Source organism: Streptomyces sp. NPDC101194 (assembly GCF_044767885.1).
In the GTDB taxonomy this organism is placed as follows: Bacteria; Actinomycetota; Actinomycetes; order Streptomycetales; family Streptomycetaceae; genus Streptomyces.
The window spans coordinates 83,227-103,489 of the sequence record NZ_JBIWOS010000007.1 but is presented as its reverse complement, the minus strand read 5'-3'; the positions used below and the strand labels follow the sequence as shown (position 1 = coordinate 103,489).

The following is a 20,263-nucleotide window of genomic DNA, read 5'->3' as shown; positions in this document are numbered from 1 at the left end:
CGGCCCGCCCTCCGGCGCCGTTACGATGCCAGGGCCGGCCCGCCGGACCGGCCCTGACAGCGGCGTGGCGACGGGGGGACGACACGGTGGCAGCACGGGCGGCGGCCGGAGCCGACGGGGACGACGACATCCCGCTGCTCGACGACCTCATGCCATGGTCCGTACGGCCCCTGCGGACCGGTCGCCCCTGGGTGACCGCCCCGGACGCCGGTTCCCTCAGAGCCCGTTGGGAGCGGCTGGTCCGGGCCGGGGCCGCCGAGCGGGAACGGCTGTTCCGGCCCACTCGTTCCCGTACCCCGCAGACCCCGGTGGCGGCGCTTCCCGGGCAGGCCACGGGCACCGGCCCGTTCGCCCGCGAGTGCGGGCCGTGTCCCGAGCCGGTACGGATCCTGCACGGCCCGTTCGACGAACAGTGGCTGATCCCCGACCACCGGCTGATCGACGCCGCCCGCCCCGAGCTGTGGCGGGTCGCCGACGGGCACCAGCTCTTCGCCGTCGAGCACGGCTACGTGCCCCGGGACACCGGGCCCGCCCTGTCCGTGACGGCGCTGCTGCCGGACGGCCATTCCCCCGCCGGCCGGCCGGGCCGGATCCGGCCGCTGTACCGGCGCCCCGGCGGTCTCGAACCCAATCTCGCCCCCGGACTGCTCGCCCTGCTCCGTGACCGCCACGGGGACACGGTCACCGAGCGCTCCGTGCTGGCCTGGACGCTGGCCGCGGCCCGCCACTCCCCCGCCGGCTGCGTGGTGCCCCTGCCCGCCGCCACGGAGCGCTGGTCGGCGGGGGTGGAGCTGGGCCAGGAACTGCTGCGACTGGAGCTGCGCGGTGCCCGTGGCGGGGAGCGCCCGCGGCTGCCCGGTGGACGCCGCCCCTACGTGCGGGCCTCGGTTCCGCCCGTACCGACCACGCTGGGGTACGACCCGGCCGACGAGACGCTCACGCTGGGCACGGGCCGGATCTCGCCCGTGCCGGCCGGGGCCTGGGAGTTCCGGGTCGGCGGGGTCCGGATGCTGGAGCTGTGGTTCGAACGGCGCACGGGTGCGGGTGCGGCGGACACGGACGCCCTGGAAGCGGTCCGGCCCCGCGTCTGGCCCCAGGAGTGGACCTCGGAGCTGCTGGAACTGATCACCGTGCTCGCGCTGCTCGACGGGCTCCGGCCCCGGCGGGAGGGCCTGGCCGACGGCCAGCGGATCACGGCCGACGAGCTCCGCGCGGCGGGCGTCCTGCCGGTCCCGGCAGCGGCCCGGCGGCCCGCGTCGGTGCTCGATCACCAGGAGGAGGGCCCGGACGGGCAGTTCGCGCTGCTGTGACGGGCCGCCGGGGGCGGCGCGCTACCGGTCGAAGGAGTCCAGCACCCGGGCGAGCATCCGGTCGAAGACCCCGTCCAGATCGATCGGCCCGGGATCCTCGGCGAATGCCGCCGCCATCCGCGGATACTTCCCGGTCCCGATCTGGCTGATCAGATAGCCGGTGCGCGCGGCCTGCTCCTGCTCCTCGGACCAGGGCAGCGACCGGCTGCGCTCCGCCGTGGCGATCTCGTTGGCCACATAGGTGGTGACCACGCCGTTGACCATGGCGATGAGTTCCATCTTCTCGCCGAACCGTGCGTCGACGCCGTCCAGAAGGCTGAGCGTGTACTCCAGATACCGCAGCGCGTTCGGGCTGAAGCCGTACACGGGTGACATGAGCCGGGGCACCCAGGTGTGACGGTGCATCATCGCGCGGGCCTGATGGGCCAGCGAGAGGAGATCGGCACGCCAGTCGCCGGACGGCGCGGGGAACTCGTACCCCCCGCTGACCGCGTCGAGCATCAGCTCGTGCAGGTCCTCCTTGCGCGGCACGTAGTTGTACAGCGACATCGTGCCGCAGCCCAGCTCCGCCGCGACCTTCCGCATGGACACCGCGTCGAGGCCCTCCGCATCGGCGATACGGACGGCTGCCGCCGCGATGTCGGCTCGGCTGAACGCGGGCCTGGGGCCTCGGCCCGCACGCTCGGGGCGCGCCCAGATCACTTCGGGTACAGCGGGTCGCCCCACCATTGATCACCACCTCTCCCACCATCGTAGTTACGTACACCGTACGTAGTGCGGTACGGTGGGCCGCATGACAACTACGTACGCTGTACTTAGTGAAGGTCTGGAGAAGCGCTACGGCGATGTCCACGCCCTGCGCGGGCTCGATCTCGCGGTCGCCGAGGGCACCGTCTGCGGAGTGCTGGGACCGAACGGCGCGGGCAAGACCACCGCCGTCCGGGTCCTCACCACGTCGACCGCCCCGGACGGCGGAAGCGCCCTGGTCGCGGGCCACGACGTGGTGCGCGAGGCGGACGCGGTGCGCGCGGCGATCGGCGTCACCGGACAGAGCGCCTCGGTCGACGGCGAACTGTCCGGCCGCCAGAACCTGCGGCTCTTCGCCAGACTGCTCCGGTTCCGGGGCGAGGCCGCGCGCAGCCGGGCCGACGAGCTCCTGGAACGCTTCGAACTGGGCGACGCAGCCGACCGTCCGGCCCGCACCTACTCCGGCGGGATGCGCCGCCGTCTCGACCTCGCCGCCAGTCTGCTGACCCGGCCGCGGGTGCTCTTCCTGGACGAACCGACCACCGGACTCGACCCGCACAGCCGCAACCAGATCTGGGCGGCGGTGCGCGAGCTGGCCGGCCTGGGCACCACCGTGCTGCTGACCACTCAGTATCTGGAGGAGGCCGACCGACTGGCCGACGACATCGTGCTGATCGACCGGGGCCGGGCCGCCCACCACGGCACCCCCGCCGAGCTGAAGTCCCGCATCGGCAGCTACGCCGAAGTGGTCGTCACCCATGAGTCGGCGCTGGTCCCGGCGGCAGCCGTCCTCGATCAGCTCACCGGCGCCGAACCGGTGCTCGACCGCGAGCACCGCACCGTGGGCGCCGTCGCGACCGACCTCACCCTCACCCTCCCCCGCATCGTCCGCGAACTCGACGCGGCCGGCGTACCGCTGGTCGACGCGAGCCTGCGCCCGCCGACACTCGACGAGGTCTTCCTCCGCCTGACCGGCCGCAACGACGGCCGCACCTCCCCGCCCCTGAAGGAGACGGCAGCATGAGCAGCATCGCACCGGCCCACGAGCCGGCCGTCGCGTCCACCGCGACAACCCCCGTCGCCGACACCCTGGCCATGCTGGGCCGCCATCTGCAGCGGATCAAGGCCGCGCCGGGCGTCATGATCCTGACCCAGACCATGCCGATCACGATGCTGCTGTTCTTCGGCTACGTGTTCGGCAGCGCGCTGGCCATGCCCGGCCAGGAGTACCGCGCCTTCCTGGTGCCGGGCCTGCTGGCGTCGACGGCGGCCAACGGGATCATGGTCGGAATGTTCCAGGCGTCGCAGGACTGCGACCGCGGAGTCATGGACCGGTTCCGTACGCTGCCGATGAGCCGGACCGCCGTACCGTTCGGCCAGACCGCCGCGGATCTGCTGACCACGGCCATCGGCATGGTTCCGCTGATCCTGGCCGGACTCGCGGTCGGCTGGCGGATCGAGGGCGGCCCGCTCGCCGCTGCGGGTGCCTTCGGACTGCTGCTGCTCCTCCGGTTCGCCACGTCCTGGCTGGGCTGCTGGCTGGGTCTGCTGATCCGCAACGAGGAGGTGGCCGGCCAGCTGGGCAGCGCCACCTTCATCCTGCCGCTGCTGTCGAGCGCGTACATTCCGACCGACAACCTGCCGGGCTGGCTGCGCACGGTCGCGGAGTGGAACCCGATCAGCGCCATGGCCTCGGCCACCCGCGATCTGTTCGGCAACGCCTCCCCGTCCGCCGACGCCGCCTGGCCGGTCGCCCATCCGGTGGCCGGGACGCTCGCCTGGTCGGCGGTGCTTCTCGCGGTGTTCGTGCCGTTGGCCGTGCGGCGTTACGCGCGCGGCGGCGAGTGACCGCGGTCACCGGGGCAGCGCGACAGGCCGGTCCAGGGCGCCGAGCAGGCTGATGAAACTCGACTCCAGGAAGGCGCCGAGCTCCGCCGGCCCCTCCGACCCGCCTGACGGCCAGCTGGTGACGGCCTCCTCCGCGAACGCCATCCAGGCCCTGGCCGCGACCGGCAGCCGGGGCGAGTCCGGCATCCCGAGCCGTCGCTGGGCCTCCTCCACCCGCCGGGCGAGGACGCCTCTGGTGCGCTCGACTATGTCCTCCACCGCAGGCTGACCGCCGGCGGCGCCGCGGACCAGGGCGAGGTACACCTTGCGGTGCTCCAGTACGTACGCCACGAAGCCGGTGATGAACGACCGCAGCCAGGGGACGGGCTCCAGCGAGGAGTCCGGTTCCGTGGCTGCGGCGAAGCCGTCGCACTCCTGCCGTACGACGGCGCGGTAGAAGTCCCGCTTGGAGTCGAAGTAGTGGAAGAGCAGCCCCCGGGAGATACCGGCGCGGCGCGCCACCTCGTCCGTGGAGAGCTCGTCCAGTGACCGGTCGGCGAGCATGTCGAGCCCGATGGCGACCAACTGGGCCCTTCGTTCGTCGGGGCTCAGGCGCGCGGCTCGCTTTTCGGGCATGCGAGCAGTCTAGTAAGTACTTCGGCGCCGAATTATTTCGGCATACCGCTCGGCATGGGCCGGATGCCTCGGCGAACACACCGAAGCGCTGCTGCGAGCCCCGGGGATGACGGGAGGGCGGACAGCAGCGCAGTGCCGGGACGGTGTGGTCACCCGAGCGGGCGGCCTGGCCAGGGAGCCCGAGCAGCGGACCGGTGCGGTCGTGACGGGCCGTCGACTCAGTGGCGGCTGCCGAAGAGCGAGCGGCGCAGTCGGCGCAGCGGCGCGAAGAGCGAGACCCGCGCACTCCTGCTCCGGTGGCTGTGGGCGACGTCGCGCGAGGTGAGCTCGCGCATCAGCAGTGTCGCCTCCGCCGCCTCCCGCTGCGGGACGGCAGGGCCGCCGAGCACCGCGAGATGGCGGTCGAGGCGCGAACTCGTCGCACTGCTTCCGCATGTGATGGCAGGCACACGAGGCCTGCTGCGCATCGTTATCTGTTCCATGTCACTCCCCACCCGTACGAGGGCACCCGGCCCGGGCAGGTTAACCCTATCCCCCCGCGACGACACCCGTGTATCCCGGTCACAGGATTGAGCACACATATACGGAGGTTGACGACCAGCACCCCGATCCGCCCGATTCCAGGGCGAGTTGGACAGAACGGAAGCGATTCGTCCGCGACGGACCGCCGGCCTGCCGGACGGAGACCCCTGCGGACGGGGGTCTCCTACCCGCCGGCCTGCCGGACGGGCCCGACGCACGGCGGAGCGGGATCAGGCGGCCGAGTTGAGGGCGGGCAGATAGCCGCCCGACTGTCCGGCCGCGGTGGGGTGGTAGGACTCACCGATGTTGAGCCAGTTGAGGCTGTGCAGCCAGGCGCTTCCGGAGCAGATCTCGTGTCCGGTGAACTTCCCCGCGACATCGGCGAAGGCGAAGCCGTGGTCGGCGGCACGCTTGGCGGTCGCCGCGTTCAGGTAGTCGGCGGCACCGTTGATCGCGGTACGCACCTTGTCGCTCAGGCCGACGACGCAGCTGCCGCCGATCTGGTAGAAGCGCGGGTACCCGAGGACCACGACACGGGCGGACGGCGCCTTGGCACGGATCGCCGAGTACACCGAGTCGAGGTTGCCGGGCAGGGTGGTGTCGACGAAGCTGCGAGCCGTGGCGATCCGGCTGAGGCAGGTGGCCTCCGACTGGAGGACACAGGTGGTCATGACGTCGGCGAAGCCCGCGTCGTTGCCGCCGATGGATATCGAGACGAGGTCGGTCGAGGCGTTCAGGGGGCCGAGCTGACCGGCCTTGACATCGCTCGTGCGAGCACCGGAGCAAGCGGTGAAGGCGAACGACGAGGGCGAGTTGGCGGCGGCCCAGAGCGCGGGGTAGGCCTTGCTGCTGCGCTTGCAGTCGCCGCTGGCGCTGTCGTAACTGCCGGATCCGACACCCGAGGAGTACGAGTCGCCGAGTGCGACGTAGTCGACGGCCTGGGCGGACGAGGCGGCATCGGCGGTGGCCGCTCCGGTCAGCGCGAGTACGGCACCGAGCAGAACCGACGACGAGAACGCCACGAGTCTGGACATCTTCATGGAACCTCCCTTGGACCGACCGGCAGGATCTCCGCCTGGTCTGCCGAGTCCGTGGTAGCAGCACCTGCACCTCCACCGGAAGTGTCCATGCCAAGTTGCTCCAACGAGTTGTCTCCCGCGCCGCCCTGAGGACACGTCGGACCCGCGGTCCGACCGTCCGAAGCGGGGAGAAAGGCGGTGAAACCCGGGTGCGTCGGGTGCTCCCTTGCCGGATCATGGGCGCCATGCCTGCCAACCCCGAGTCCGCTCTGCCGATCCGGCTCACCGTCGACGACAGCGATTCCCCGTCCGACGTCGTCGACGCGCTGTTCCTCGGGCGCTTCGCGACGGGCGAGCAGCCGTACTCGCACAGCTCGTCCCTGGATCGCGTCAGGGCCGGGGCGACTCTGCTGCCTCCGGCGGCCCAGGTGCTGCGTGTCGCGCGCGACGACGACCGCAGCGCCACGCTGGCCGAGGGCGACGGCTGGACGCTGCTCGTCTCGCGCTGGAACCGCGGCGCCGACGTCACGGTCACCGCCACCAGCGCGGAACTGGCCCAAAAGATCCTCGACCGGGCGACCGACGGTGCGAGGGACGAACCGGAACCGCAGCCCGAGAACGTGACGATGGGTTTCTGGTACGTGTCCCCGCGCCGCGGCCCGTACCGCACCACCCGGCAGATCGCCGCCGGCACCTGGGACGAGGTCCGCGCCAACTACACCGCGCCGGTGGCCGATGCCATGGACCGGCTGATGAAGGTCACCCCCGACGACATCGCGGGCCGGCTGCTCCTGCTGCACGGCCCGCCCGGCACCGGCAAGACCTCCGCGCTGCGCACCCTCGCGCGCTCGTGGCGGGACTGGTGCCAGGTCGACTGCGTGCTCGATCCGGAGCGGCTCTTCAACGACGTCGGCTACCTGATGGACATCGCGATCGGCGAGGACGACGGCACGGCGAAGGGCCGCTGGCGGCTGCTGCTCCTGGAGGACTGCGACGAGTTGATCCGCGGCGAGGCCAAGCACACGGCGGGCCAGGCGCTCTCCAGGCTGCTGAACCTCACCGACGGACTGCTGGGCCAGGGGCGCAACGTGCTGGTGGGTGTCACCACCAACGAGGACCTGGAGCGGCTCCACCCGGCGGTGGTCAGGCCCGGCCGCTGCCTCGCCAGGATCGAGGTGGGCCCGCTGACCCGCAAGGAGGCGGTGGGCTGGCTGGGTACGGAGGAAGGGCTCGGCCGCGAGGGCGCCACACTCGCCGAGCTGTACGCGCTGCGGCGCGGCATCGGTCCCGCGTCGGTGCCGAAGCAGGATTCAGGCGCGGACGCGGGCCTGTACCTCTGAGCCCGGTGGTCCGTCGCCCCCGGCCGCCCCTGACGGGCCGCAGGACCGGGCCGGACCGGCGGCCGAGGGCGGACCCGCCGCGGCCGGCCCCGGCCCCGGCAACGGCAACGGATCAACCCGCCGCGTACGCCGCCCGCACCGCGTCCTCGGCCAGGGACAGCGCCTCGGCCCGCGACAGGCCCAGCCGCCGGGCCTGCTCCGCGTACTCCTGGGCGGCGGCCGCCGCATGACGTTCCGCCGCGTCCCCCGCGGCGGCGATGAACGTGCCGTTGCGCCCACGGGTCTCGATCACCCCGTCGGTCTCCAGGGCCCGGTACGCCTTGGCCACGGTGTTCGCGGCGAGGCCGAGCTCCTCGGCGAAGCCGCGTACGGTCGGAAGTCTGAAGCCGACGGGCAGCGCGCCGGAGCGGGCCAGCTCGGAGATCTGCGTGCGCAGTTGCTCGTACGGGGCGGTACCGGCGTCCGGATCAAGGGTGATCTTCAGGGTCACGCAGCGATTCTCCCCCACCGGCCGGAAAATCAGGGGCGGCCCGTGCGTGCCCACGCGTAACGTCCGCCCCATGACTGTCCTCGTCCGCGATTTCCTGCCCGCCGACGCCGAGGCCTGGGTGCGGGTCCGGCGTGCCGCACTGCCCTACATCGTGACGACTCCCGAGCTGGTCGCCTTCGATCTGTCCAGTGCCCACCCCGGCAAGCGCTACCGGCTGCTGGTCGCCGAGGAGGACGGGGAGCTCATCGGGACCGCGCAGGTCGGCCTCGTCCACGACAGCCCCGAACCCGGCCAGGCGTTCTTCAACCCGTACACGCACCCGGACCGCACCGGGCGCGGAGCCGGTGGGTTGCTGCTGAGGACGGCCGAGGAGTATCTGGCGCGGGAGGGCGCGCTCGCGATCTACACCTGGGTGCTCGACACCCCGTCGAACCGCGCCTTCGCGGAGAAGCGCGGCTACACGGCCAGCCGCTCGGCCCACTTCCTCCATCTCGACCTGGCCCACGGGGCACTGCCGCCCCGTCAGGCGCCGACGGCGGACGTCGAGCTGCGCACCGCCGCCGACTTCGCGGACGACCCGCGCCCGCTCTTCGAGGCGGACGCCGAGACCACGGCCGACGAGCCGAGCGACACCCCGATGGAACTGTCCGACTACGAGGACTGGCTGAATCACACCTGGCGCAATCCCGCGCTCGACCACGGGCTCACCTCGGTCGCGGTGGTGGACGGGGAAGTGGCGGCGTTCAGCGCGGCGCAGACCGACGGGCTGACCCGCTACCTGTCGGGGATGACCGGAACCCGTCGGGCGTACCGCAACCGGGGCCTTGCCAGGCTCGTCAAGAACGACTCGCTGCACCGGGCGCGCGCCGCCGGATACACGGACGCGTACACCGGCAATGACGCGGACAACGGTCCGATGCTGGCCGTCAACCGATGGTTCGGCTATGAGATCTGTGCCACGGAGGTGCGCCATGTCCGCAAGCTCGGCTGAGACCGCTCTGGTGGTCGCCCTGGTGAAGGCCGGGCGGACCAAGATCCGCTATCCGGCGGACGTGGTCCGCGACGACGGCACCCGGGTGACGGTGCGCGCGCCCTGGGCGGCGCCGGGGGTCCGCGACTTCGGCTTCGTACGGTTCGAGCCGGGGGACGTGTTCACCGAGCACTACTGGCGCGACCGCTGGTTCGCCGTGAAGGAGGTCCGTGGCGGCGCGGGCGAACTCAAGGGCTGGTACTGCGACATCACCCGCCCCGCCGTGCTGCGGGACGGGGAGCTTCTGGTCGAGGATCTGGACCTGGACCTGTGGGTGTCGGCGGACGGTTCGGCCGTACTCCGGCTGGACGAGGACGAGTTCGAGGAGAGCGGGCTCGCCGAACGCGACCCGGAGGCGGCCGGGGCGGCCCGCCGGACGCTGGACGAACTGGAACACCTGGCACGCACGGAGGGTCTCGCGGCGCTGCTGGCCTGACGCGCGGGGCTCCGTCCGTCCAGCGGGGTTCCCGTAACGGGACCCCGGGCGGGCGGCACCCCGGCCGTGGCGGTCCGCCGTGCACGGGGCAGTGGGGAGTGCGTCCCGTGCGCGGCGGGCGGTGAGGCCGGGGCCCGCTCCCGCCCTCGGGCGCACTGGCCGGGAACGGCTTCCCCGATCACCGGTTGATCTAAAGTGCTCAGGCCAGTTCCCCACCCGGTGACCTGAGAAGGAATCACGGATTATGCCGACTGAGACGTTCGAGTTTCAGGTGGAAGCGCGCCAGCTTCTGCAGATGATGATCCACTCGATCTACTCGAACAAGGACGTGTTCCTGCGCGAACTCGTCTCCAACGCCTCCGACGCGCTCGACAAGCTGCGGCTCGAAGCACTCCGCGACGACTCGCTCGACGCCGACGTGTCCGATCTGCACATCGACATCGAGACCGACAAGCAGTCCCGCACGCTGACCGTGCGGGACAACGGCATCGGCATGTCGCACGACGAAGTCGTCCAGCTCATCGGGACCATCGCCAACTCGGGCACGGCGAAGTTCCTGCGGGAACTCAAGGAGGCCGAGGACACCGCCGCGGCCGAAGGGCTGATCGGCCAGTTCGGTGTCGGTTTCTACTCCAGCTTCATGGTGGCCGACGAGGTCACGCTGCTGACCCGGCGCGCGGGCGAGAGCCAGGGCACCCGCTGGACGTCGAGCGGCGAGGGCACGTACACGATCGAGTCCGTCGACGACGCCCCCCAGGGCACCGCGGTCACGCTGCGGCTCAAGCCCGAGGACGCCGACGACCGGCTCTACGACTACACCTCCCCGTGGAAGATCAGGGAGATCGTCAAGCGGTATTCGGACTTCATCACATGGCCCGTCCGCATGGCCGCGGAGACCGCCTCCGACGACACCGCGAAGCCCGGTGAGGAGGCCGACGGCGACGCCCCGCGCGAGCCCGAGACCCTGAACTCGATGAAGGCCCTCTGGGCACGCTCGCGCGACGAGGTCACGGACGACGAGTACCACGAGCTGTACAAGCACATCAGCCACGACTGGATCGCCCCGCTCGAAACCATCCGGCTGCAGGCGGAGGGCACTTTCGAGTACCAGGCACTGCTCTTCATCCCGTCGCACGCGCCCCAGGACCTCTTCATGCAGGGGTACAAGCGCGGCATCCAGCTCTATGTGAAGCGCGTCTTCATCATGGACGACTGCGAAGCGCTGATGCCGCCGTACCTGCGCTTCGTCAAGGGTGTCGTCGACGCGCAGGACCTGTCGCTCAACGTGTCGCGCGAGATCCTCCAGCAGGACCGCCAGATCCAGTTGATGCACCGGCGTCTTGCGAAGAAGGTGCTGTCGACGGTCAAGGACATGATGTCCGCCGACCCGGAGCGCTACGCCACGTTCTGGCGGGAGTTCGGCCGTGTCCTCAAGGAGGGGCTGCTGAGCGACTTCGAGAACCGCGACGCCATCCTCGGCGTCGCCTCCTTCGCCACAACCCACGACAAGGACGAGCCGACCACGCTGCGGCAGTACGTGGAACGGATGAAGGACGGCCAGGAGCACATCTACTACCTCACGGGTGAGTCCCGGCAGGCCATCGAGAACTCCCCGCACATGGAGGCGTTCCGGGCCAAGGGCGTCGAGGTGCTGCTGCTGACCGATCCCGTCGACGAGGTGTGGGTCGAGGCGGAACCCGAGTTCGACGGCAAGCAGTTGCGGTCCGTCGCCAAGGGCGAGGTCGACCTCGGTACCGAGGAGGAGAAGAAGGAGGCCGCGAACGAGCGCGAGAACCGGCAGCAGGAGTACGCGGATCTGCTCGCCTGGATGACGGACCGGCTGAGCGGGACCGTGAAGGAGGTACGGCTCTCCTCGCGCCTCACCGTCTCTCCCGCCTGCATCGTCTCGGACATGCACGACGTGACACCGGCGCTGGAGAACATGTACCGCGCCATGGGCCAACCCGTCCCGCACGTCAAGCGCATCCTCGAACTCAACCCGGAACACCCGCTGGTCAGCGGCCTCAAGCGGGCGCATTCCGAGAAGAACGAGGAGTCCGGCACCGGCCTGGAGGAGACGGCCGAGCTCCTCCACGACCTGGCACTGCTGGCCGAGGGCGGCGAACTCGGCGACCCGTCGCGTTTCGTCAGGCTGATGGCCGACCGCCTCGAGCGCACCCTGTGAGCCGAGGTCCTGAGGGCCCGGACGGCCTCCGGGGCCCGTCCGGGGCCTCAGGGCCGGACAGACCCTGAGGGCTGTCCCGTGGTTGCGCGGGTGGGCGGGCCCCCGCGCAACCGGGGTCCGGCCCTCCGGTGCCCGGACGAGCGGACCGTCGAGCAGAACGCCGAGGCGGTACGCGTCCGACGGGAGGAAGCCCCGCCGGCGTTCCGCCCGGGAACGCGCACCGCGGGCGCCGCGGTGCTCCTCGCCGACCGGGCCGGCATTCGTCCCGACCGGATCACCGGCCGGGACGAATGGTTCGGTTCGTCCGAGGAGCGGCCTCGACCGGACGGCGGGACATCAGCTTCCGAAGCCCAGGCCGAGCCGGTCGAGGGTCTTGAGCCAGAGGTTGCGTCGTCCGGAGTTCTCGTCCGCACGGGCGAGAGACCATCTGGTGGCCTGGATTCCCGCCCATCGGACCGGTTCCGGCGGAAACGGAAGGGGTTTGCGCCGCACCATCTCCAGTCGCGTCCGCTCGGTGCGCTCGCCCGCCAGCAGGTCGAGCATCACCTCGGCACCGAAGCGGGTCGCACCCACGCCGAGGCCGGTGAATCCGGCCGCGAAGGCGACGCGGCCCCGGTGAGTGGTGTCGAAGAACGCGGAGAAGCGGGTGCAGGTGTCGATCGCGCCGCCCCAGGCGTGGGTGAAGCGCAGCCCTTCGAGTTGCGGGAAGGTCCGGAAGAAGTGCCGGGCCAGGGTGGCGAAGGTCTCCGGCCGCTGGTCGTGCTCGGCACGCACCCGTCCCCGGTAGTGGTAGAGGGTGTCGTAGCCGCCCCACAGGATGCGGTTGTCGGTCGAGAGCCGCACGTAGTGGAACTGGTTGGCGGCGTCGGAGAATCCCTGCCGGTTGCGCCAGCCGACGGAGGCGAGCTGTTCGTCCGTCAGCGGCTCCGTCATCAGCGCGTAGTCGTACACCGGGACGGTGTAGAGGCGATGCCGCTTGACCAGGGAGGGGAAGGCGTTGGTCGCGAGGGCGACCCGGTCCGCCAGGACGCGTCCGTACGGGGTGCGCACCGTGATCCCCGGGCCGGTCTCCTCGATGGCCGTCGCCCGGGTGCGCTCGTGGATGCGCACGCCGAGGTCCTGACAGACCTGCTTGAGGCCCCATGCGAGACGCGCGGGGTTGAGTATCGCCGTGCCCTCGTCGTCCCTGAGCGCGCCCAGGAAGGTCGGTGAGTCGATCTCGGCACGGGTCTGGTCGGCGTCGAGCACCGTCTGCTCGGAGCCGTAGCGGGCGGCGAGCGCGGCCATCTCGTGCAGGTCGTCGACCTGGTACGGCTCGGTCGCCACGTTGAGGGCGCCGGTGCGCTCCCAGTCGCATGCGATGCCGTATCCCTTGATCGTGTCCTCGATCGCCTGGAGGTTCCGGATGCCGAGCCGTTCCAGCTCGGCAAGCTCGTCGGGCCAGCGCTCGAAGCCATTGCCCAGACCGTGGGTGAGGCTGGATTCGCAGAAACCGCCGTTGCGCCCGGACGCGGCCCAGCCGATCTCCTCCCCTTCGATCAGGACGACGTCACGGGAGGGGTCGCGCTCCTTGGCGATCAGGGCGGTCCACAGGCCGCTGTATCCGCCACCGACCACGAGCAGATCGCAGCGGGTGTCGGCGACCAGGGCCGACGCGGCCTGCGGGCGGCCGGGGTCGTCCAGCCAGAAGGGGGTGGGACAGGCATCCCGGAGCGCGTGGACGGGATCCATGGAGGACTCCTCGGGTGGTGCGTAGTGCGGCTGGGCCCATGGGTCCCGCCATCAGACTCCACCCGGAGATGCGTGTCAACGGCGTTGACGTAAGCCTTGGTGCCGCGCCCCGTCCGGAACGCGGGCCGGAACGGCCGGGATCCCGGCCGCGCCCCGCCCGGTCCGTCCTTCCGGCGGGCGGCGTGGCGGGAGCACCCGGTCCGGGCTCAGCCGGCCTCCCCGCCCGCCCGGGGCAGCCTGGCCTCGACGGCGTCGAGCAGCAGCTCCAGCGCGAACGGATAGCCACTGAGCATCATGTCGGTCGCCAGCAGTTGCGCGGTGGCGGCGATGTGGGGGTAGGAGTTCGCGTCCAGGCGGCCGTAGCGGTCCTGCCACACCTGGAGATCGGCCGCCTGTGCGGGAGCCGGCAGGGCGAGCGCCGCCGCGTCCAGGGCCGCGAAGGCGAGCGCCTGGTCGACGAAGGCGTGATAGATCCGCACCGCCTCCCCGTCCCGGAAGCCCGCCGACCGCAGCACGCCGAGGATCGTCTCCACGGCCCGCATCTCGTTGTCCCGCCCGGTCGTCCGGTGCGCCGCCAGCAGGGCGGCCTGCGGGTGCGCCTGGTACGAGGCATGGACGCGCAGACCCAGCTCGCACAGGTCGGTACGCCACTCGCCGGTGGCCTTCCAGCCGTGCTGGGCCCGGCCGATGAGCTCGTCGGCGATCGCGAGCAGCAGGTCGTCGGTGTTGCGGAAGTACCGGTAGAGCGCACTGGGGTCGGCGCCCAGAGCCGCCCCCAGCCGCCGGACCGTCAGCGCCTCCGCACCATGCTGACCGACCAGCCGCAGGGCCGTCTCCACGATGGTCTGCTCGGACAGTACCGTGCCCTGCTTCGTCGGCCTTCTGCGCCGCCGCTGCCGCTCCGGAACCACACGCTCATTCATGGCGCGGAGCTTATGACAACAGCATTGACGTGTGAAGGGGGCAACGGTTTCATGGCCTGCCATCCGGACCCTCCGGCCACCTCCCCCGAGCGAGGCGACGACCGTTGGTGGTACCAGTGAAAAGTGCAAGCACCACGCCGAGGAACAGCGCCCAGGCCCCCCAGCCCGCGATGCGGAAGTCCATCGGCGTCGTCGACGGCATCGTCCTCGCCGCGTCGAGCACCGCGGCGACCAGCAGTATCGGCATCGGCCTCGGTCTGATGGCGAGCATCGTCGGCCTGCACCTGCCGGCGATCATGCTGCTGGCCTTCCTGCCCGTGCTCGGCATAGCCGGCGGATACGGACGGCTCAACCGCGTCGAACCCAACGCGGGCAGCAGCTACAAGTGGGTCGGCCGCATCTTCAGCCCCTGGCTGGGATTCCTGATCGGATGGGTCAACGTCGTCGGCACCATCGTGTTCATGGCCTACACCACCACGGTGACGGGCTCGGCGATCATCCAACTCCTCGGCCAGGCCTCCGTCCACAGCGTCGCCGGCCTCTCCCTCGATCCGGACTCCACCCTCCAGTCCACCCTGCTCGGCATGGCCGTCCTGGTCGCCGCCGCGCTGGTCGCCGTCCGCGGGCTCGACCTCGCGGCACGTCTGCAGAAGTACCTGTTGATCTTCGAGTACGGCGTGCTGCTCGCCTTCTGCGGCTACGGCCTGTTCGCCGGGGACCAGCCCTTCTCGCTCCAGTGGTTCAACCCCTTCGACATCCCCTCGGCAGCGGCCCTCGCCCAGGGCATGGTGCTCGCGGTCTTCTGCTACTGGGGCTTCGAGTCGGTCTTCAGCGTCGGAGAGGAGGTCGGTGATCCGCGGGACGCCTCCCGTGGCGGGTTCATCGCCCTGACCGTCATGCTGCTCCTCTTCCTGCTCGCCGGCACCGCCTTCCAACGGGTCCTGCCTCTGGACGAACTGGCCGACAACGGCGCCCAGGGACTCGCCTACTTCGGGATGAAGCTCGCCGAGCAGCCGCTGGCCGCACTGCCGCTCATCGCCCTCATGTTCTCCGCGGTGGCGTCGCTCCAGGCCTCGGTCATCCCCACCGCCCGCGGGATGTACGCGATGGGCCGCGACGGCGTTCTCGGCTCCGTCTGGACGCGGCTGCACCCCAAGCACGGGACCCCCGCCGTCGGCACCCTGCTGATCACCGCGATCGCTCTGGCCCTCGCCGCGATGGCGCTGGTCATCCCCACCGTCAACGACTTGATCTTCGCCGCCGTCAACGCGATCGGCATCGTCGTCGCCCTCTACTACGCCCTCACCGCCGCGGCCGCCGCGGTGCACTTCCGCCATCTGCTGCGCACGTCACCGCTGGAGGCCCTGCGCGCTGTCGTCGGACCGGTGCTGGGGGCGCTCGCGCTGCTCGCCACCGGCGGCTACCTCGCCTGGACCTTCTACCGCTCCACCGACCACTTCGAAGTCTCCGCCGACAACGGCTGGTTCGCACTGCTCGTCCCGGTCCTGATGATCGGCTCCGGACTGCTGGCCGCCGCGTGGGCCCGCTGGCACCACCGGTCGCCCTACTTCGTCCCCACCCGCGACGCCACCGTCGCCGACGGACTCGACACCGCCGTCTGACCCCCGTGCCGTCGGCGCCCGGCGCGGACCGCGGCACCGCGTTCCCTCCAGCGGTCGGGGGAACGCGGGTGCACTCCGTCCGCCCCCGGCGGGGTCGCGACCCGCATCCGGCGAACGGCGCCACGCACCCACCCGACACCTCTGATCACTCCGATCCACCAAGGACCCTCACATGACCGACCTCACCGACCTCGCCCATCTGCCGGCCACCGAGGCCCTGCGCCGCTTCCGTGACCGCTCCCTGTCACCGGTCGAGCTGATGACCGCGATCATCGCGCGTGCCGAAGCCGTCGAGCCGAAGGTCAACGCCCTTGCCGAGCAGACCTTCGAGGAGGCGCTCGTCGCCGCCCGCGAGGCCGAGGTCAGGTACGGAGGCAAGGGCGAAGCACCTCGCGCACTGGAGGGCCTCGCCGTCGCGACGAAGGAGGAGCAGCCCATCGCGGGCCGTCTCATCACGGACGGTTCCCTGGCGTTCCAGGGGGAGATCGCCGAGCGGACGCACCCGGTGATCGAGCGGGTCCAGGCCGCCGGAGGCATCGTGCACGCCCGGACCACGACCCCGGAGTTCAGTTGCGCGGGTTACACGCAATCGCGACTGTGGGGCGTCACCCGCAACCCGTGGAACTTGGAGTTCACCCCGGGCGGCTCCTCGGGCGGCGCGGGCGCCGCACTCGCGGCGGGCGAGACGACGCTTGCGACCGGCTCCGACATCGGCGGCTCGATCCGCATCCCCGCTTCGTGCACGGGCACGGTCGGCTTCAAGCCGCCGTACGGGCGCGTGCCGGCGATGACGCCGTTCAACCTCGACACGTACTGCCACGACGGCCCGATGGCGCGCACCGTCGCCGACTGCGCCCTGTTGGAGAACGTCATCGCGGGGCCCCACCCGTTGGACGCCGTCTCGCTGCGGTCCGAACTCGTCCTGCCCGAGCGGTTCGAGAGCGCCGAAGGCCTGCGGGTGGCGCTTTCGGTCACCCTCGGGGACTGGCCGGTCGATCCCGAGGTCGAGGCCAACACCCGCGCGGTCGCGGAGGCGCTGCGCGCGGCCGGTGCCGTCGTCGAGGAGGTGGAGGTTCCCATCATGCGGGCGGACGTGATGCGGGCATCCATGATCCACTTCGGCTCGATCTTCGGCCCCTACATCGCCTCGGTCGCCGCCGAGCACGGCGACCGGCTCACCACGTACGCGCTCGACTTCGCCCGGCGGGCCGCCGAGGCCGTCCGCGAGCCCGGCAGCTTCCTGCAGGGCCTGGAGATCGAGGCCGCGGTGCAGACGACGCTCGGTGTGCTGCTGGACCGCTACGACGTCCTGCTGTGCCCGACGACCGCCGTCCCGGCGCTCAGGGCGGACGACGACCACCTCTCGGCCAAGGTCGTGATCAACGGCGTCGAACTGGACTTCTACCTGGAATCCGCGATGACCACGGCGTTCAACATCGCCGGCCGCTGCCCCGTGCTGAGCGTGCCGTCCGGTTTCGCGTCGACCGGAGTACCGACGGGGGTGCAGGTCGTCGGACGCACCTACGACGACGCCACGGTGTTCCGTGCCGCCGCGGCGATCGAGTCCGTCCGGCCCTGGAGCGGCGTCCCGGCGCTCTGACGTGACGTCAGGCATCCGAACCAGGGACCGGGTGCTCTGTCGCGGGGGCCGGAACCGGGCGAGTCACCGCCCGCCCAACGGGGCCGACCCGCCACCGGTGCGGGACCCGGTCCGCCGAACCCGCCGCCGTCCCGCACGACGTGGGCTGCGCGAGATCGTTCCGGACCCGAACACCCTTTCAGTCCCGGCGCCACGCCCATACGTCGGTGTGCGGCGCCGGGACCTGGGGCGCGGGGCGGGCCGGCGGGACGTCGGCGACCAGCTCCACCTCGTACCCCGCCGCGTCCTCCAGATAGGCGGCGGTGTGCCCGTCGCCGCCCGCGTGCGGGTAGCGGTCGGGGAAGAGTGGCCGCCAGCCGTGTTCGAGGGCCCCGGCCACCAGTGCGTCGAGGGTGGCGCGGTCCCGGACGTGGAACGCCAGGTGGTTGAGCCCGGGGCGGCGGCGGTCGTGCGTCTCCCCGGTCAGGTCGGGTGACTGCTCGACCACCACGTAGCTGTCGCCGCGTCGCCAGCTCCGCCCGTTCTCCCAGCGCTGGTACGGGACATGACCCAGCTCGCCGAGCAGCCAGCCCCACCCCCGCTCGGCCGTCGGCAGATCGGGCACCCACAGTTCGATGTGGTGCACCCCGCCGGTGCGGGCCGCGCCGGCCGGCAGCGGGACGGCGCGGCGGACGCCGTGCGGCTGGTACGCCACGGTGTCGCCGTCCTCGTGCCAGTGGATCAGGAAGTGTTCGCCCGCCCGATAGCCGTCGAGCCCCGCCCGGCAGTAGGCGACGATGTCGTCCGGGAGGGCGTCCAGCGGGAACCAGGCCAGCTCGGAGCACTTGTCCGGTTCGCGGTTGTACGGCGGGCGGGCGGGGTCGTACTCGGCCTCGAAGAACCAGCCGGTCCGCGGGCTGCCGCCGGGGCCGCGGTGCTGCATGACGAGGGCGACCCGCAGCTCGTCCGGCCCGAGCTCGACACCGATCTCCTCGGCGGCCTCGCGGATCATCGCCTCGCGGACGTCCTCGCCGTCCTCCACGTGTCCGGACGGGCCGTTGAACAGCCCGTCCGCGTACCCCGTGCCGGCCCGGCGGGCGAGCAGGACGTCGGGGCCGCGGCGGAGGATCAGATGCACATCGACGACCTCGGTGTGCCGCCGCGGCGGTTCGGCGCGGGCCACCAGGGCGTAGCGCTCGTCGTCGACCCGCTTGCCCCACAGGGCCGGATCGTCGGAGAGCCGCTCGTGGTGGATGCGCTCGGTGAGCTCGGAGAGCAGACCGGTCAGCCGCTCGGCGGAGAGGCCGACTCCGCCCCAGACGCCCTCGACAAGGATCAGCCGCCCGCCGGGGCGCAGCAGGGTGAACCAGTGGCGCAGGGCCGCCGCCGGATCCGGCAGCAGCCACACCACGTGCCGGGCCATGATCACATCGAACTGCTGCTTGCCGACCGGTGGTTGGGACGCGTCCCCGAGATGCACCGCGGTGCCGGTCCCGGCGAGTTTGGTCCGCGCCTGCTCCACCATGCGCGGCGACCGGTCGACGGCGGTGACCCGGTGCCCCTGTCCGGCGACGAGCAGGGCCAGGCTTCCCGTGCCGCACCCCAGGTCGAGCACCTCGGAGCGCTCGCCGGGCAGCCAGTTCTCCAGCCGCCGCGCCCAGGCGTGCCGGACCGCCGGATCGAGCAGCCCGTGGTCGGGCTCCTCGTCGAAGGAGTCGGCCGCGGAGTCCCAGTCGATCGTCGTCATGGGTCGATCGTGCCATCCGCCACCGACAACGGCGTGGCGCCCGCCGGATCGCGACCGGGCCGGCGTCCCGTCCGGCCGGCGGTGCGACGGCGGGCCGTACGGGACGGGACGCCCCGCCCGGGGTTCCTTCCGCGGGCGGGGCGTCCCGTGGTTCCGTTCCGATCCGGACGAAAGACCTGAGGGCTGTCCCGTAATCCCTGGCGGGACAACCCTCAGCCGACCACCGAGGCACAGGTGGTGGGGGTGGCATGAGCCGGATCCAGGGCGTTCGCCACCTCGTGGTAGGCGATCCGGTCCACGGTGCCGATCGCCACGTGCTCGGAGAGGTCGACCGGGCACAGGTCCTGGAGCAGGACGTTGCGTACGTTCGGACCGTCCAGGAACTGCGTGCGGTACGGGGTCACGACCTCGTCGTACCTGGTCGCGATGACGGTGTAGCGCACGCCGGGCACGGTGTCGCCGCCCGCATTGAGCTTGGTGAGGAAGGGAGAGCCCGCCACCTGGTCGGCGAGACCCGGCGTGTTGGCGTTCAGCAGGTCCTCCGCCCCCGGGAAGTACGGCAGCAGTTTCGTCAGGCCGAGAAGAGTGGTGCCGTGGTTGTCGGGTGCGAGCCCGATCATGGCGTTCACCTTCGCGGCCCCGCCGAGGAACTTCAGATAGTAGTTGGGCATCATGCCGCCCTGGGAGTGCCCGACGACGTCGGCCTTGGACGCGCCGGTGGAGGCGAGCACCCTGTCGACGAATGCGGCGAGCTGGCCGGCCGACTTGTCGATCGGGCCGAGGCCGTTGAAGAGAGGCACGCCGGGCAGCTGCCCGTAGTCCAGCGAGTAGACGCAGTAGCCCCGGTTGACGAGATAGGGGGCGAGGACCAGCCAGTTGTCGATCGAGTTCCCGAAGGTTCCGTGGACCAGGACGACGGGGCGGGGATGGGCCGCGGAGGGTTTGCAGGAGTAGTCGTTCCAGCCACGGGAGGTGGCGACGGTGGGGGTGGCTGCAGCGGCAGCGGCCGTGGGGGTGGCGACTGCGGCGACGGCGAGGAGCAGTGCGGCGAGGGCTCTCCGCGCACGTGGGGCGCGCGGCGCACGGTTCCGGGGCAGCATCGTGTGGTCTCCTTGCGGA

Annotated in this window: 18 protein-coding genes; 9 read left to right on the top strand and 9 right to left on the bottom strand. The window is 71.5% G+C overall.

The features are described from left to right. Positions 1–86 precede the first annotated feature (86 nt). Positions 87–1,310 (top strand): type ISP restriction/modification enzyme, encoded by a 1,224-nt coding sequence (locus tag ACIRP2_RS25200; RefSeq protein WP_404253924.1) that lies wholly within the window; start codon positions 87–89, stop codon positions 1,308–1,310. Between the two features lie 21 nt (positions 1,311–1,331). Here the strand turns inward: ACIRP2_RS25200 and ACIRP2_RS25195 are convergent, their stop codons facing one another. After that, on the bottom strand, positions 1,332–2,039 hold the full coding sequence (locus ACIRP2_RS25195; RefSeq protein WP_404253922.1) for a TetR/AcrR family transcriptional regulator C-terminal domain-containing protein: 708 nt from the start codon (positions 2,037–2,039) through the stop codon (positions 1,332–1,334). Positions 2,040–2,103: 64 nt separating this feature from the next. On the opposite strand from ACIRP2_RS25195, the gene ACIRP2_RS25190 reads away from it, so the two are divergent. Together ACIRP2_RS25190 and ACIRP2_RS25185 are read left to right on the top strand one after the other, a co-directional pair. Continuing rightward, positions 2,104–3,081 (top strand): ATP-binding cassette domain-containing protein, encoded by a 978-nt coding sequence (locus ACIRP2_RS25190; protein WP_404253920.1) that lies wholly within the window; start codon positions 2,104–2,106, stop codon positions 3,079–3,081. 71 nt (positions 3,082–3,152) lie between these two features. Next, positions 3,153–3,905, top strand: a complete 753-nt coding sequence (locus ACIRP2_RS25185; RefSeq protein ID WP_404254432.1) for an ABC transporter permease — start codon at positions 3,153–3,155, stop codon at positions 3,903–3,905. A gap of 6 nt (positions 3,906–3,911) precedes the next feature. On the opposite strand, the gene ACIRP2_RS25180 is transcribed toward ACIRP2_RS25185, so the two are convergent. The 3 genes from ACIRP2_RS25180 to ACIRP2_RS25170 all read right to left on the bottom strand — a co-directional run bounded on the left by ACIRP2_RS25180 (position 3,912) and on the right by ACIRP2_RS25170 (position 6,082). Beyond that, positions 3,912–4,520 carry a TetR/AcrR family transcriptional regulator gene (locus ACIRP2_RS25180; protein WP_404253918.1) on the bottom strand — a complete coding sequence of 203 codons (609 nt, stop codon included), beginning with the start codon at positions 4,518–4,520 and terminating at the stop codon, positions 3,912–3,914. Between the two features lie 218 nt (positions 4,521–4,738). Next, the gene (locus ACIRP2_RS25175) at positions 4,739–5,002 is read right to left on the bottom strand and encodes a hypothetical protein (RefSeq protein WP_404253916.1); all 264 of its coding nucleotides are present in this window, start codon (positions 5,000–5,002) and stop codon (positions 4,739–4,741) included. A gap of 270 nt (positions 5,003–5,272) precedes the next feature. Further along, complete coding sequence (locus tag ACIRP2_RS25170) at positions 5,273–6,082, bottom strand: SGNH/GDSL hydrolase family protein (protein WP_404253914.1); 810 nt, start codon at positions 6,080–6,082, stop codon at positions 5,273–5,275. A gap of 224 nt (positions 6,083–6,306) precedes the next feature. Here ACIRP2_RS25170 and ACIRP2_RS25165 point away from each other — a divergent pair, with 224 nt between their 5' ends. After that, positions 6,307–7,401, top strand: coding sequence for a DUF5925 domain-containing protein (locus ACIRP2_RS25165; protein WP_404253912.1), 1,095 nt, complete (start codon positions 6,307–6,309; stop codon positions 7,399–7,401). Between the two features lie 112 nt (positions 7,402–7,513). Here ACIRP2_RS25165 and ACIRP2_RS25160 read toward each other — a convergent pair whose 3' ends face one another. Next, positions 7,514–7,891, bottom strand: coding sequence for a GntR family transcriptional regulator (locus tag ACIRP2_RS25160; RefSeq protein ID WP_404253910.1), 378 nt, complete (start codon positions 7,889–7,891; stop codon positions 7,514–7,516). Positions 7,892–7,961: 70 nt separating this feature from the next. Between ACIRP2_RS25160 and ACIRP2_RS25155 the strand changes: the two genes are divergently transcribed. From ACIRP2_RS25155 to htpG, 3 genes are all read left to right on the top strand, one after another. Then, the gene (locus tag ACIRP2_RS25155; protein WP_404253908.1) at positions 7,962–8,882 is read left to right on the top strand and encodes a GNAT family N-acetyltransferase; all 921 of its coding nucleotides are present in this window, start codon (positions 7,962–7,964) and stop codon (positions 8,880–8,882) included. Next, complete coding sequence (locus ACIRP2_RS25150; protein WP_404253906.1) at positions 8,863–9,357, top strand: DUF402 domain-containing protein; 495 nt, start codon at positions 8,863–8,865, stop codon at positions 9,355–9,357. The genes ACIRP2_RS25155 and ACIRP2_RS25150 overlap by 20 nt, the downstream gene beginning before the upstream one ends. Positions 9,358–9,601: 244 nt before the next feature. Then, the gene (gene htpG, locus ACIRP2_RS25145) at positions 9,602–11,542 is read left to right on the top strand and encodes a molecular chaperone HtpG (RefSeq protein ID WP_404253904.1); all 1,941 of its coding nucleotides are present in this window, start codon (positions 9,602–9,604) and stop codon (positions 11,540–11,542) included. 336 nt (positions 11,543–11,878) lie between these two features. Here htpG and ACIRP2_RS25140 read toward each other — a convergent pair whose 3' ends face one another. Then, entirely contained in the window at positions 11,879–13,273 is a 1,395-nt protein-coding gene (locus ACIRP2_RS25140; protein ID WP_404253902.1) for an NAD(P)/FAD-dependent oxidoreductase, read from the bottom strand. Positions 13,274–13,479: 206 nt separating this feature from the next. After that, a complete protein-coding gene (locus tag ACIRP2_RS25135) occupies positions 13,480–14,196 on the bottom strand; it encodes a TetR/AcrR family transcriptional regulator (protein WP_404253900.1) in 717 nt (238 codons plus the stop codon). 170 nt (positions 14,197–14,366) lie between these two features. On the opposite strand from ACIRP2_RS25135, the gene ACIRP2_RS25130 reads away from it, so the two are divergent. After that, positions 14,367–15,818: an APC family permease gene (locus tag ACIRP2_RS25130; protein ID WP_404254430.1), complete on the top strand. Its 1,452-nt coding sequence runs from the start codon at positions 14,367–14,369 to the stop codon at positions 15,816–15,818. Between the two features lie 172 nt (positions 15,819–15,990). Beyond that, positions 15,991–17,418 (top strand): amidase, encoded by a 1,428-nt coding sequence (locus ACIRP2_RS25125; protein WP_404253898.1) that lies wholly within the window; start codon positions 15,991–15,993, stop codon positions 17,416–17,418. Between the two features lie 178 nt (positions 17,419–17,596). Here the strand turns inward: ACIRP2_RS25125 and ACIRP2_RS25120 are convergent, their stop codons facing one another. Next, the gene (locus ACIRP2_RS25120) at positions 17,597–19,144 is read right to left on the bottom strand and encodes a trifunctional class I SAM-dependent methyltransferase/NUDIX hydrolase/VOC family protein (protein WP_404253896.1); all 1,548 of its coding nucleotides are present in this window, start codon (positions 19,142–19,144) and stop codon (positions 17,597–17,599) included. Positions 19,145–19,356: 212 nt separating this feature from the next. Then, entirely contained in the window at positions 19,357–20,244 is an 888-nt protein-coding gene (locus ACIRP2_RS25115; RefSeq protein WP_404253894.1) for an esterase/lipase family protein, read from the bottom strand. Between the last annotated feature and the right edge of the window lie 19 nt (positions 20,245–20,263).